13 protein-coding genes are annotated in these 13,529 nt (G+C 65.5%); 7 read left to right on the top strand and 6 right to left on the bottom strand.

The genetic code is table 11. From position 1 onward, the window contains the following. Nucleotides 1–38 precede the first annotated feature (38 nt). The 6 genes from AC1DKR_RS16770 (at nt 39) to AC1DKR_RS16745 (ending at nt 6,747) form a co-directional block, all read left to right on the top strand. Nucleotides 39–935, top strand: coding sequence for a nitrilase family protein (locus tag AC1DKR_RS16770; protein WP_312785991.1), 897 nt, complete (start codon nt 39–41; stop codon nt 933–935). A 9-nt stretch (nt 936–944) separates the two neighbouring features. Continuing rightward, nucleotides 945–1,607 carry a hypothetical protein gene (locus AC1DKR_RS16765; protein WP_478033788.1) on the top strand — a complete coding sequence of 221 codons (663 nt, stop codon included), beginning with the start codon at nt 945–947 and terminating at the stop codon, nt 1,605–1,607. A 69-nt stretch (nt 1,608–1,676) separates the two neighbouring features. After that, a complete protein-coding gene (locus AC1DKR_RS16760; RefSeq protein ID WP_478033786.1) occupies nt 1,677–2,135 on the top strand; it encodes a hypothetical protein in 459 nt (152 codons plus the stop codon). Then, nucleotides 2,132–3,130 (top strand): asparaginase, encoded by a 999-nt coding sequence (locus tag AC1DKR_RS16755; protein ID WP_312785989.1) that lies wholly within the window; start codon nt 2,132–2,134, stop codon nt 3,128–3,130. Before AC1DKR_RS16760 ends, AC1DKR_RS16755 begins: the two co-directional genes overlap by 4 nt. Before the next feature lie 87 nt (nt 3,131–3,217). Then, nucleotides 3,218–3,625, top strand: a complete 408-nt coding sequence (locus AC1DKR_RS16750; RefSeq protein WP_099820943.1) for an ExbD/TolR family protein — start codon at nt 3,218–3,220, stop codon at nt 3,623–3,625. Between the two features lie 257 nt (nt 3,626–3,882). Next, complete coding sequence (locus AC1DKR_RS16745) at nt 3,883–6,747, top strand: TonB-dependent receptor plug domain-containing protein (protein ID WP_478033779.1); 2,865 nt, start codon at nt 3,883–3,885, stop codon at nt 6,745–6,747. A gap of 70 nt (nt 6,748–6,817) precedes the next feature. Here the strand turns inward: AC1DKR_RS16745 and AC1DKR_RS16740 are convergent, their stop codons facing one another. The 5 genes from AC1DKR_RS16740 to AC1DKR_RS16720 all read right to left on the bottom strand — a co-directional run bounded on the left by AC1DKR_RS16740 (nt 6,818) and on the right by AC1DKR_RS16720 (nt 11,689). After that, a complete protein-coding gene (locus AC1DKR_RS16740) occupies nt 6,818–7,525 on the bottom strand; it encodes a hypothetical protein (protein WP_478033776.1) in 708 nt (235 codons plus the stop codon). A gap of 68 nt (nt 7,526–7,593) precedes the next feature. Next, nucleotides 7,594–8,085, bottom strand: coding sequence for a hypothetical protein (locus tag AC1DKR_RS16735; protein ID WP_223496554.1), 492 nt, complete (start codon nt 8,083–8,085; stop codon nt 7,594–7,596). A 175-nt stretch (nt 8,086–8,260) separates the two neighbouring features. Continuing rightward, entirely contained in the window at nt 8,261–10,420 is a 2,160-nt protein-coding gene (fhuE, locus tag AC1DKR_RS16730; RefSeq protein ID WP_478033774.1) for a ferric-rhodotorulic acid/ferric-coprogen receptor FhuE, read from the bottom strand. 182 nt (nt 10,421–10,602) lie between these two features. After that, complete coding sequence (locus AC1DKR_RS16725; protein WP_428703861.1) at nt 10,603–11,172, bottom strand: M23 family metallopeptidase; 570 nt, start codon at nt 11,170–11,172, stop codon at nt 10,603–10,605. A gap of 43 nt (nt 11,173–11,215) precedes the next feature. Further along, nucleotides 11,216–11,689 carry an Lrp/AsnC family transcriptional regulator gene (locus AC1DKR_RS16720; RefSeq protein ID WP_478033771.1) on the bottom strand — a complete coding sequence of 158 codons (474 nt, stop codon included), beginning with the start codon at nt 11,687–11,689 and terminating at the stop codon, nt 11,216–11,218. 72 nt (nt 11,690–11,761) lie between these two features. On the opposite strand from AC1DKR_RS16720, the gene AC1DKR_RS16715 reads away from it, so the two are divergent. Beyond that, entirely contained in the window at nt 11,762–12,637 is an 876-nt protein-coding gene (locus tag AC1DKR_RS16715; protein ID WP_025878667.1) for an EamA family transporter, read from the top strand. 135 nt (nt 12,638–12,772) lie between these two features. Here the strand turns inward: AC1DKR_RS16715 and AC1DKR_RS16710 are convergent, their stop codons facing one another. After that, nucleotides 12,773–13,510, bottom strand: a complete 738-nt coding sequence (locus AC1DKR_RS16710; protein ID WP_025878666.1) for an endonuclease/exonuclease/phosphatase family protein — start codon at nt 13,508–13,510, stop codon at nt 12,773–12,775. Nucleotides 13,511–13,529: the final 19 nt, after the last annotated feature.

Raw genomic sequence — 13,529 nt, 5'->3', positions numbered from 1 at the left:
ACAGGAGCAGCCGCTCCGTCCCTGCAGAGGCCCATCGCATGTCAGTCCAGCCCACGCCATTCAGTCCTGTCTCGGTTGCCGTCATCCAGTTCGATCCACAATGCGGGTCGGAAAACGTTTCGGCCAACATCGAGCGGGCGCGGCTGCTTGCTGCACAGGCCGTGGAGCGGGGCGCGCACCTGGTCGTGCTGCCGGAGCTCTGCTCCACCGGCTATTCATTCGACAGCCGGGCAGAAGCGTTTGCGATGGCTGAATCCGTGCCTGATGGAACGACGGCGCAATACTGGGAGGCCTTCGCGCGCGAGGCGGGCATCCATCTGGCCGTGGGCATTGCTGAACGCGATGGTGCCCGTCTTTACAACACCGCCGTGTTGTTCGGTCCGGGCGGCTATATCGGGCGCTATCGCAAGACCCATCTATGGTGCCGTGAGAAGCTCTACTTCTGTGCCGGCGACCTCGGCTATCCGGTGTTCGAGACGAGCGTTGGCCGGATCGGCCTGATGATCTGCTGGGATGTCTGGTTCCCGGAGGTGCCACGCCTGCTTGCGTTGCAGGGGGCCGACATCATCCTCAGCCTCAACTGCTGGGTGTGGACGCCGCCGCCATTGTTCGATGAAAGCGGGCGCTGCATGGCCAGCTACCTGACGATGACCGCCGCACACGTCAACAACGTGTTCATCGCAGCGGCCAACCGCGTCGGTACAGATCGCGGGGAACGCTTCCTGGGGTGCTCGTTGATTGTCGGTACCAACGGATGGCCGCTGGCCCCGATCGCAGCGCCTGAAGGCGAGGCAGTGGTGATGGCCGAGGTGGACCTGTCCACGGCACGCAGCGCGCCGATCTGGAATTCCCTGAACGATCTCTGCCGCGACAGGCGTACCGATCTCTTCGATCCGATGCTGGGCTATCGCCAGCATCCCATGCTGCCGCGCTGAGGCTCCCGCATGGCGCGCCCCCCCTTGCCGGCCCAGTCGCCAGCCGCCCGCAGCCACTGGGGCTGGGCACTGTTCTCAGCGACGTTTGCGCTGGCGATCATCGTGACGATGGTAGCCGGTTGGCGCACGATGTCCCCCGGCCAGCTCTGGCCAGATCACAGCCAGTTGATGGGCAGCCTCGCAACATGGGCGGGCCGCTGGCGATGGTGGGTTGGCGATGCCAGTGAAGTGACCTTCTACAAGCACGAGTTCGCCTCGCTCGGTCTGATCGGCGGTGCTGCACTGGCCCATTGGGCGCACCGGCGAGGAAAGCGATGGCAGGGATTTCCGGTCTGCTATGGCACTGGCCGCTGGCCCTGGGTCGCGGTGGCTTCGATCGGCGGACTGGTGCTTGCCAACATGGTATTTGCCAGCGCGGTGCAGGACGGGCGCTGGCAACCCACGTTTGTTGCTGCGGTATCGCTGCCGGCGGCGATGGTGCTGCTGTTCGGCGGCGGATGGAAGATTACGGGAATCGCCGCTGCATCTGGCGCATTGCTGGTCACGCCCATGGCACTGCTGCTGGTCAACCACGTCTGCGCGCCGTTGGGACTACCTGCCGTCGTTGGAAATGTCGCCGCGATGGCACTGGCAAGCGCGGTCGCCTTTGCCGCCGCACACCGGTTGGGCTAGCGGCCGGCGCCTGCAGCGCCCGCGCCAGCACCCGCCACACCTGTGGTGCGGCATGGCTGGCAATGGGGTATGCGCCGGGTGCTGGCGGATTTCAGTGAAGCGCCGTTCCTGGGTAACGAGCTGGCCAGTGCCGGGCTGATCGGCGGTGTGCTGCTGGCCGCCCTGCTGCAGCCGGCCGGGCCCTTCTATGGCACCGGCGGGTTGATGGCGCTGCTATGCGGGCAGGCGCTCGCATCGGCGGTAGGTGTCTGGGTGTGGCGGGAGCGCTGGATCCAGCGTGGCTGGTACCCCACGTATATCCCGATCGTCTCCGTGGTTCCTGCCTGCATTCTCATCCACGGTGCCAACGCTGCGGTGGTGGTGTTGTCCGCATTGCTGGCTGCACTGCTGACACCACCGATGGCCGCGGCGTTTTCGGCGCGACTACCTGCGCACGTGCATCCGTACATCGGTAATCTGCTGTCGATGCTGGCAGGCGTGCTGGTGATAGTGCCTGCCGTGGGCTGGATACTGAAGGGGGCTCCATGAAGCGGTTGGCGTTGGGCTCGCTCGGCGGTACCCTCAGCATGCGAGGAGATGCGGCGGAGGTGGGTATCGTGCCGAAGGTTTCCGCACAGATGCTGGTGGACGCAGTTCCTGGACTGGCCACGTTGGCATCCGTGCAGGCGCACACGCTCGGTCTGTCCCCTAGCGCATCGATGTCTTGGGTTGACGTGCTTGCCGCACGGGACTGGGCCGACACGATGGTGGGCGACGGCGCTGACGGCGTTGTCATCACCCAAGGCACCGACACGCTCGAGGAGTCGGCTTACCTGCTGGATCTGCTATGGCCGCATCCACAGCCGCTGGTCTTGACCGGTGCCATGCGCGGCGCAGATGCAGCCGGTGCTGATGGCCCCGGCAATGTGCTGGCCGCAGCGGTTGCGGCACTGGATCCGCGTACAAGCAGGCGCGGCGTCGTGGTCGCCATGCTGGACCGCCTGTACGCTGCGGATCAGGTACGCAAGGTGCACAGCCTCGACCTCGACGCCTTCCAATCACCGGGTCATGGCTGCATCGGCTCGGTGCAGGAAGGGAAGTGCAGGTATGCAGGTCCGGCTCCGGAACGTCCTGTTGCACTCGCCCCCACGCGGGTGCAACAGCGGGTGGCGCTGCTGGAGGCAACGCTGGGTGAAGGTCCGGAGCTGTTGCATTCAGTGCTCGAAAGCGGATGCGAGGGGGTGGTAGTAGCGGCGATGGGTGCCGGTCATGTCCCTTCGGGCTGGGTTGAACCATTGGCGCGTGCCGCAGTGCATCGTCCCATCATCATCGCGTCGCGCACCGGCGCCGGCGCGACGGCACGTCACACCTACGGCTTTGCCGGTGGGGAAATCCACCTTCAGCGCCGGGGCCTGTTGATGGCGGGATCACTGTGCCCCCGTAAATGTCGCCTGTTGTTGTGGGCGCTCATCGGCTCGGACACACTCGACTCTCTGCAGGAGCGCCTGCAAGGCTATGGCGGAGGCATGAGCAACGACAGCTGAATGCCCCGCCTTCGAGCACTGCCACGCGTGGTCGTCGGCGACGTACTGTCGAGCTGGGGCAACCGGCCCTGCTGCAGGGAGCGGCACATGGCATTCAGTAGCGCAGGAAGAAGCGGCCCGCTGGCGGACATCAACGTCACGCCACTGGTGGATGTGATGCTGGTGTTGTTGATCATCTTCATCGTGACCGCGCCGATGTTGTCGCGGCCGATCAACGTGCAGTTGCCGCAGGCCACCGATCGCGTGGTTGATCGCCCCGAGCCACCACCGCCGATCGAGTTGCGCCTGGATGCGTCCAGCCAGTTGAGCTGGGACGGGCAACCGATGGCCATCGGCGATCTGCAGTCGCGCCTGCAGGCGCAGGCCAGTGAGCATGCCGGCAACCTGCCGGAACTGCGCATCAGCACCGATCCGTCGGCCGAGTACGACGGCATGGCCAAGATTCTGGCCGCCGCCGAAGCCACCGGCATGGAACGCATCGCGTTCGTGCAGTGATGCTTCCCCTGTGCGGCCTTCCTGAGGGAGGGCCGCATTTGGGTAACAGGCGCTCAGAAGGGTGCCGATGTAGATCGCCGCCTTCGGTGAATACGTAGCTAATTGACGTTATCTGCTTTCAGAATCGTCAAATTCGCGTGAAAGAGTGTCGGGCATCACGCCGCGATTTTTACCGCTTGTTTACAAAGGAGACGCTGCCGCCATGCAGGGGGGAGCGCGGCAGTCCATGTCCCGACATTCCTTTGGAGAGAGAGCGAATGAATTACCTGCACCACCGCCCCTTGGCGGTCGCCGTCGCGCTGTGCGTGACCGCCTTGGCACCGATGGGTGCTGCTGCCCAATCGGCCACCACCAATCTGGACGCGATCGAAGTCACCGGCACCCGCATCAAGCGTGCTGAAGTGGAGGGCCAGGTGCCTGTCCAGACGCTCAATCGCGCCGACATCGAACGCACTGGTCTGACTTCGATCGGTGAAGTGCTGCAACAGCTCACCGGTTCGGGCTCGGCGCTCAATGCCAAGTTCAATTCGTCGGGCAACTTCGGTTTCCCGCCTGACGGCAGTGGCGTCGGCGCCGGTTCGGCGCAGGTGGATCTGCGCCATCTGGGTGCCAAGCGAGTGCTGGTGTTGGTCGATGGCATCCGCTGGGTCAACGAATCCTCGGCCTCGGGCGTGGGCTCGGCCACCGACCTCAACACCATTCCGCTGGCCATCGTTGAACGCATCGAAGTGCTGGAGGACGGCGCGTCGTCGCTGTATGGCTCCGATGCCATCGCCGGTGTGGTCAACATCATCACCCGCCGCGATTTCGATGGCGGCCAGGTGACGTTGAACTATGGCCAGTACGGCAAGGGCGATGGCACGCAGAAGGGCGTGGACCTGGCCTGGGGCAAGAGCGGCGACCGTTACAGCCTGTTCCTGGGTGCCAGCTGGACCAAGCAGGACCCGGTGTATGCGAAGGACCGCGAGCAGTCGCGCTTCCCGATTCCCGGCACCGGCCTGGCCTTCGGCAGCGGCGGCATTCCACAGGGCCGCTTCGCCTTCGTCGATCCCAATACCGGTGCCGAACAGGACATCGTGCCCAACACCGGCGTGAGCAGCCCGCGTTACGACGGCAGCGCCGGGTGCAACCGCACCGACGACTACCACTGCTTCACCAGCGCCGACCGCTTCAACTTCGCCGAATACAACATGGTGCTGACGCCGTCGGAGCGTAAGGGCCTGTTCGGCCAGTTCCGTTTCGACATCACCGACAACGTGCAGTGGTACGTCAAGGCACTGGGCAACCGCCGCGAGTCGACCAACCAGGCCGGCCCGGAGCCGCTGTTCTTCGGTCCCGATGGCGCCACCGGCAATCCGCTGGCCGACAACATCGTGGTCTCGGCACTGAACCCGTACAACCCGTTCGGCTTCGACCTGGTGTCGTCGGGCAACATGAGCCTGATCGGTCGCCGCCCGGTGGAAGGCGGCGCGCGCGTGTTCGAGCAGCAGGTGGACACCACGTACTTCGCCACCGGCCTGGTCGGCAACTTCCAGGCGGCCGACCGCAGCTGGTACTGGGACGTCAACGGCATGTACAGCAAGAACAAGGCCGAGCAGACCAACTACGGCAGCTACAACATCTACAACGTCAACATGGCGCTGGGTGATCCGGCGGTGTGCGCGGCCACGCCAGGCTGCGTGCCGCTGAACATCTTCGGTGGTGCAGGTTCGATCACCCCGGACATGCTGCGCTGGATCCAGCCGGTGGTGCGCGACCGCAGCCAGAACGAGTTGAGCCTGTTCACCGCCAACCTGTCCAGCGATCTGTTCACCCTGCCGGCTGGCCCGGTGTCCTTCGCCACCGGCCTCGAACACCGCAAATACAAAGGCTCGTACCAGCCTGACCCGCTGACGGTGATCGGCCACTACAACGGTGTACCGTCGCAGCCGACGTCCGGTTCCTACGACGTCAATGAAGCGTACCTGGAGCTGAGCGTGCCGATCTTCGCCGACTCGGCACTGGGCAAGAAGCTGGACCTGAGCCTGGCCGGTCGCTACTCGGATTACTCGACCTTCGGTGGCGAGTTCACGCCCAAGTACGGCCTGCGCTGGCAGGTGACCGATGACTTCGTGCTGCGTACCACCTATGCCGAGGGCTTCCGCGCACCGTCGATCGGCGAGCTGTACGGTTCGGCTGCGCGCGCCGACCTGCAGTTGTTCGATCCCTGCTCGATCGGTCTGGGCGGCACACCGCCCCGTGGCAGCGCGGCCAACTGTGCCTCGCTGGGCGTGCCGGCGGGCTTCCAGCAGGCCAACTCGCAGATCTCGGTGACTACCGGCGGCAACCGTGAGCTGGAGCCGGAGCGCTCGCGCAGCTTCAGTGCCGGCTTCGTGTGGAGCCCCTGGTTCGGCAACGATGCATCGTGGTCGGAGCGCTTCGACGTGGAAGTGACCTTCTACCGCCACAACATCGATGGCGCGATCCAGGCGATCAACGCGCAGACCCAGCTGGACCTGTGCGTGGACACCCTGGACCCGATCTACTGCGATGGCATCACCCGTGCCAGCACTGGTGCGGTCAGCAGCTTCAACAACCGCCTGACCAACCTGGGTTCGATCAAGACCGACGGCTGGGATGTGGACCTGTTCTGGACCCTGCCGCAGAGCTCGATCGGCCAGTTCAAGCTGGGCTGGAAGAACACCTTTGTGGGCCGTTACGAAGCCACCGGCGCGGCCGGCCAGCGGCAGCCGCAGAAGCCCGGCGTTGAAGTGGCTGACAGTTCGATTCCGGAATGGACCAGCAACGCCAGCATCGGTTGGACGCTGGACAACTGGAGTGCCAACTGGACGGTACGCCACATTTCCGAACTGACCGAAGACTGCGGTGACGCCGTGGCGTTCCCGGTGTGCAGCAACCAGGCCGCCGGCACCAACACACTGTCGGCCACCACCTTCCATGACGCGCAGGTGGGCTACAAGATCGACTGGATGAAGGGGCTGCAGCTGACGGCCGGCCTGAACAACGTGTTCGACAAGGATCCGCCGATCTGCCTGTCATGCTCGTTGAACGGCTATGACGCCTCGACCTACGACATTCCGCGTGGCCGTTACTGGTACCTGCGCGCGGACCTGCGTTTCTGATGTGAGGACGGCGGCGCCGGAGTGATTCCGGCGCCGCTGTTGCTGTGGCAGCGCCGGGCCATGCCCGGCGTCATCGAGGCTGCGCCTGCGTGGTTCGGTGCCTGGCGCCTGTTCCAGGGAAACTGACAACGAGTGATGTGCCGCCCTCGGCCGGTGCATAGTGGACCGCCGCGGCGATGGTTCTGTCGCAGCCCTTGAACGACCAGCGCTCCTCGATACGGCGCTGCGAGCCGCTGCCACCATCGCTGACCACTTCGGTCTGGATGCTCTGCAGTGCGGTGCAGTCGAGCAGGATGGCCGCACCGGAAGAGGCCTGCTTGAAGATGTCGGCGCGCAGCACGGGGCTGGTCAACGTCGGCCCCTGCATCTCGAGTGGCACATTGAAGCGGATGCCGTTGAGTGCCTGCTGGCAGGCTGTTTGTGGATCAGCGGCCAGCTCCGCTTCCGTCTGTTTGGCGGACTGCTCGCGAACGCGGCTGCGCTGGGTGGCGATGTCTTCGCCCAGTTGCGGGTAGAGTTTCAGTGCGGCGTCGCTGCCGCGCTGGGTGGCGGCGGCGTTGTCGTGGCGCCATTGCTGTGCAGCCGATTGCATCTGCCTGCCCAGCTCAGGCGAATGCTGCAGGCATTGCCCGGTCATGTAGTCGATTTGTTCGGACTGGAAGAAGGTCTTCAGGTCCTGCCGGTGGGGAGCGACTGCGGCGGCATCCACCGCATGAGCGGAAAAACCGCTCATGCCCGCCATTGTCATCGCCACTGAAACATAAATGCGCAGTTTCATCGTGCAGATCTCCTGTTGAACGTCAGTGTCGGCCAGGCCCAGGTGCGCGCAGCGCTGGCTCAGGGTAGTCAGTCCAGACGCTGGTCGATGGCGCTGCCGAGCTGGCGGATGTAACTGTCCAGCTTTTCCTTTTCGAGGGCCTGGCTGGTCGAGGCCGAAATGGCAATGGCGCTGCCGCCGGTCTCGGTGGCATAGACAACGACGAACAGTTCCGCGCCCCAGCTGAAGGCGCTGGTGGGTGTCTTTGCCTGCAGATAGGCGGTGGGCTTCAGGCCGGCCTGAGCGGACTTGCTCCAGGCAAGCTGGTCGTCGGTTTCGCCACCGAGGTGGTTGTTGCTCTGGAAGCCGTGGTCGCCTTTCGGCCTTTCCGTGCCGCTGTAAAGCAGCTTCCACTTCTGTTCGGCAATGGCTGCCTTCGCGGCTGCCGCGGCGCTGTCCGGGCCGGACTGGAACTCCAGTCGCGATGCCGCGCCCGTTTCAGCCGATGACACGGTCCTGGGCTTCAGGGTTTCACAGCCACTCACTGTCAGTACGGCAACGATCAGAATCCACTTCTTCATCGCTCACTCCCTGCCTGGTCGGGTTCGACTTCCCTGGGGCCGGCGCGATCCTGCAGCCGGCTGGCGGCAAGCTTAGGAGCTTCGGTGTTGCCGCGATAGTGCCCGTCCGCGCAAACGGGGAGGGGCAAGGGAAGGACCGGCCAGTGCCGGTCCTTCCCTTGCCCTCAGCGGGTCGTCAGAACGACCAGGTAAAGGTCAGCGAACCATTGCGGCCATCGCCATACGCGCCGTAGCCGTTGATCTGCGACAGGTACTTCTTGTCCAGCAGGTTGTTGAGGTTGGCCTGCACGCTGAACTCCGGCGAGATGCGGTAGCGCACGAAGGCGCTGACCAGCGCATAGCCGCTCTGCTCGATGCGGCCGTAGGCCGGTACCGGGTAGTAGATGCGGTTCTGCCAGTTGGCTCCGCCACCGACGGTCAGTTCCTGCAGCGACTGCGGGGTGTAGCTGGTGAACAGCTTCAGCGCGGTCTGTGGCAGGTTGGTGTTGATATCGGCGCCGTTGATGTCCTTGGCCACATAGCGCGAGGCACCGAAGGTGGCATTCCAGCCCGTTGCCAGCTCGCCATTCAGTTCGAACTCGAAGCCACGGCTGACCGTGCCACGTGCGGCGCGATAGGCGAACTCATTCTGGCTGCCCTGCACGGGTTCACCGGTGGCCTGGCCGACGTTGTCCTGTTCGATGCGGAACACGGCCAGCGAGGCGTTCAGGCGGTTGTCGAACCATGCGCCCTTGATGCCCACTTCGTAGCTTTTGCCATCGACCGGATCGAGGTAGCTGCCGTTGCGCTCCTTCAGCGTCTGCGGCTGGAAGATTTCGGTGTAGCTGGTATACGCCGAGTAGGTGTCGTTGATGTCGAACACCAGGCCGGCATACGGCGTGGTGACCTTGTGTGCGCGGTCGGCGCCTTCGCCTTCGCTCTTCCAGTCGGTGTAGCGGGCGCCAATGATCAGCTTCAGCGGGTCAGCCAGCGACAGGCGTGCAGCGGCATAGCCGGCCTTCTGGGTGATGGTGCCTTCGCTGGCCAGCGCCAGCGGGTTCCAGTTCGGCTCGCTGATGTTGCCGGTCCAGTTCAGGTAGCTGGTGAACGGGTTCCAGGTCTGGCCGGCGCCGCCGACCTGGTAGTCGCCGTAATTGGCGTACTCGCGCTTGTTGTAGCTCAGGCCGGCCATGAACTGGTGCTCGCGGCCGAACAGCTGGAACGGACCGTCAACGTAGCCATCAACGCCGGTGACCTTGCGCTCGGTGTTGTAGAAGCCCGCTGACGGCGAGATGCCGGCGCCGGTGGTCTTGTCGAAGTTAGACGCGCCGGTGGTCCAGTCGTTGTAGGCCGGGTAGAACAGCTTGTCGTCGGCCCGGGTCTCATCGTGGGTGGCACCGACCTTGAACTTCCAGCCGTTGCTGAAGGCGTGCTGCAGGGTGGCGAAGGCGCGCTTGCTGGTGGTGTCCCAGTAGGTCCACTTCGGGCTCGCGTTGAACGATTCGTCGTAGCCGGTGGGCGAGCCATCGGAATACAGCATCGGGAAGCCGCCCCAGGTAGCGCCGTTGGCGCGCTTCTGCTGGTAGTCGTAGCCCACGCTGAGCTGGGTGTCCGGCGTCAGGTCGGCATCGATGACCGCATAGCCCAGCGTCTTGCGCTGGTTGTAGCGATCCATCTGGCCGTCGGTGTCCAGGTAGCTGCCGATCACACGGCCGCGCACGGTGCCGCTGGCGTTGAGCGCGCTGCCCACGTCCACGGTGGTGCGGGTGCGGCCCCAGCTGCCGACGTTCACCGACACGCTGCCGGTCAACTCAGCGCTATCGGCGTGCTTGCGGATCAGGTTCACCGATGCCGAGGGGTTGCCGGCGCCACTGAGCAGGCCGGTGGCGCCGCGCACCACTTCCACGCGGTCGTACAGGGCCAGGTCCAGGCCGGAGTCGCCGTAGCTCCAGTTTTGCACCATCTGCGTGGGCAGGCCATCGAACTGGTAGCTGTCGATGTAGAAGCCGCGCGCGTAGAACTCGGTGCGCTCGCTGTCCGACTGCGTGCTGGTCACGCCGGTGGTGTTGCCCAGCACGTCGATGATGTCGTCCAGCTTCTGATCTTCGATGCGCTGGTGGCTGATGATGCTGACCGACTGCGGGATTTCGCGCGGCGCCAGGTCGAAGCGGGTACCGGCCGAGGTGCGGCGCACCGAATAGCCTTCGGCACGCTCGCCCTTCACCACGACCTTGTCGAGGGTGGTCGGGTCGGTGGCGGTTTCGGCGAAGGCGGTGGGTGCGACGGCGCAGAGCGCGACGAGCACGGCAACGGACAGCCGCTGCGGCTGCGGGGTACGGAAGGCGGGACGGATCATGCGGATTCCTGCAACGGGCACGCGCGTTCGGCCGTCATCCAGGAGTCGAGGCGCTACGGGTAGGGGAAGGGCGGGCAGGCCGTCCTGGCACCACCGTAAACGAAAGAAATGGTAATACGAACTATTCCCATTTACAAATCATGAACAAACGCGTGCGGCCTCAAGGCTCGGCTCGGTTGCCGTCAGCGGGTGCCCTGCGGTTGCAGCAGCGGCAGCGGGTCCCGCGCACCATCGGCGCCGTAGATGCCCCAATGCAGATGGGGCGGCGTGCCCTTGGCGTTCCCGCTGTCGCCGACATGGCCGAGCAGGTCGCCGGGTTGCACTACCTGTCCGCGCCCCAGGCCATCGGCCCAGTCTTCCAGGTGCGCGTAGTAATAGCGCTCGCGTCCCGGGCCGATGACCCAGACCTGGCGGCCACCGAGGCCGCTTTCGCGGATGTCGGCGATGACGCCGGGGGTGGCGCTGCGCACCGGCGTACCGCGCTTGCCGAAGATGTCGATGCCAGCATGCGTGCGGTCACGCCCGCGCGGCGCACCGAAGGTATCGGCGATCTGGCGCGGGCGAACGCCTTCCACCGGCACCGGCAGCTGCGTGGCCGGCGGCATGCGCGAGAGCGTCCACAGCATCTTAGGTGCGGCGGCCCACGGGCTGTTCCAGAAGGCCATCGCCGCGATGGCCAGGATCAGCAGGATGGCGCCACGCAGCAACCAGCGGCGCAGGCGTCTGGCATTGGAAGGGGAAGCGGTGTTCATGCGTTGGCAGTGTAGGAGCAGGACACGCTCGACTGCATCTGCGTCATGTCAGCGGCACGTCGAAACCACGCTTCAACGTGCCCAGCGCTACCGACGTGCGGAAGCGCTCGATGTTGTCATCACCACCGAACAAGCGCTCGGTGATCGCCTCGTATTCCTCCATCGATGTCGCCGAGAGCAGCAGCAGGAAATCGCCGTCGCCGGTGATCGAGTAACACTGCTGCACGGCAGGGTCGTCCTGCACGCGGCGGCGGAACGGGGCGACCTTCTCGCGCTGTTCGCTGACCACGCGCACCTCGACGATGATGGTCAGCGGCCGGCCGATCTTCGCGGCGTCGATCACCGCCACATTGGCGGCGATCACGCCGCTGTCCTGCAGGCGCTTGATCCGCCGCTGCACCGCCGGCGTGGACAGGTGCACGGCTTCGGCGATCTGCCGCTGCGGCAGGGTGTTGTCCTGCTGCAGGAGGGCGAGGATGGCGCGGTCGAAGCTGTCCAGCACGGGGGCGGTGGCCATGGTGAGCAGAAGTTGCACGGACGGGCCGTCAATTGAGCCAAGTGCTCGCCGCCGGCGCAATAGACTGGCGGCATGCAGACTTCTCGAATCGCGCCGATGTTGCCGGCGCTGGCGGTGCTCGGCTCGGTCACCGCACTGGCCATCGGTACCTCCTACGCCAAGCAGCTGTTTCCGTTGATCGGCGCGCAGGGCACCAGCGCGCTACGCGTGGGCTTCTCGGCGCTGTTGCTGCTGCTGTTCTGGCGGCCATGGCGCTGGAAGACCAGCCGCGTGGATGCGGTCACCATCCTGCGCTATGGCCTCACCCTGGGCTTGATGAACCTGTTGTTCTACATGGCCTTGCGCACGATCCCGTTCGGCATCGCGGTGGCCATCGAATTCACCGGCCCGTTGACGGTGGCGATGCTGTCGTCGCGGCGTCCGATCGATTTCCTGTGGGTGGGTTGCGCGGCGGTCGGGCTGCTGTTGCTGCTGCCGATCGGCGGCGGCCCGGCACTGGATCCGGTGGGCGTGCTGTACGCCATGGGGGCAGCAGCGTGCTGGGGCCTGTACATCGTGTTCGGCAAGCGCGCCGGCCACCTGCATGCTGGGCATTCGGTGTCGCTGGGGCTCCTTGCCGCGTCGCTGGTGGTGGTGCCAGTGGGCGTGGTGCATGCCGGCGCGGCGTTGCTGGAGCCGAAGATCCTGCTGGCCGGGCTGGTGGTGGCGCTGGTGTCCAGCGCGATCCCGATGTCACTGGAAATGATGGCGCTCAAGCGCCTGCCCAAAGAGACCTTCGGCATCCTGATCAGCATGGAACCGGCGGTGGCCGCACTGTGGGCGATGCTGCTGCTGCACGAGCACCTGCATGGTCTGCAGTGGCTGGCCATCGGCTGCACGGTGCTGGCCTCGGTGGGCAGCACGATGACCGCACGGCGGTTGAAGGTGCCGGTGGCGCAGGCGGGGTAGTGCCGGGGCATTCCCGGCGGAGAGCGTGCGGACCAACGGTCCGCACCCACAGGAGCAACGGTCCGCACCCACAGGAGCAACGGTCCGCATCCACCAGATCAGCGTGCCAACCGAGGTTGGCACCTACCAGAAGCGTCAGCGCAGGGCGTCGGCGGGGACGTCGATCGCCATTGCGAGGGCCAGATGGTCGGAGAACGCCGCCGGCACCGCTTCCACGGTGCGGGTCTGCAGGCCGCTGCTGACCAGGATGTGGTCGATGGCGCGGTCGGGGCGCCAGCTGGGGAAGGTCGGCACGATGCAGCCGGGCGGCTGCAGGCGGGTCTTCTGGTACAGCACCTGCATTTCCGGACGTTCGGCCAGGCAGTTGAAGTCGCCCATCAGCACCGCATTGGGGTGGTCGGACAACAGCTCGGCAATGAAGCCGAGCTGGGCCATCCGCGAACCGGCGCCCAGCGACAGATGCGCTACCGCAACAGCCAGGCCATCGCGACCATCGCCGAACTTGGCCAGCAGCACGCCGCGCCCGCCGATACGGCCGGGCAGGGCATGGTCCTGCACTTCCACCGGTTCCAGCTTGCTCAGCAGACCGTTGGCGCTGGAGGCGACGCCGCCCATGCGCCGGTTCGGTTGATGGCTCCAGTAATTGAAGCCGGCGCGCTGGGCCAGGTAATGGGTCTGGTTGGTGAAGCCCGAGCGCAGGCTGCCCGGGTCGGCCTCCTGCAGGCCGACGATGTCATGACCGCGCGCCAAAGTGGCAATCGCGTCAAGGCTGCTGCGCTTGCGACCCGCCGGCAGCGCATGTGACCAGCTGCGGGTCACATAGTCGCTGTAGCGGCGGGTACTCGAGCCGGCCTGGATGTTGGCCGTCAGCAAGCGCAGGGTCCGTGTTGTG

The organism is Stenotrophomonas sp. 01N47, from assembly GCF_056399165.1.
Note: the sequence above shows the minus strand (reverse complement) of the source record. Positions and strands in the feature narration are given on the sequence as shown.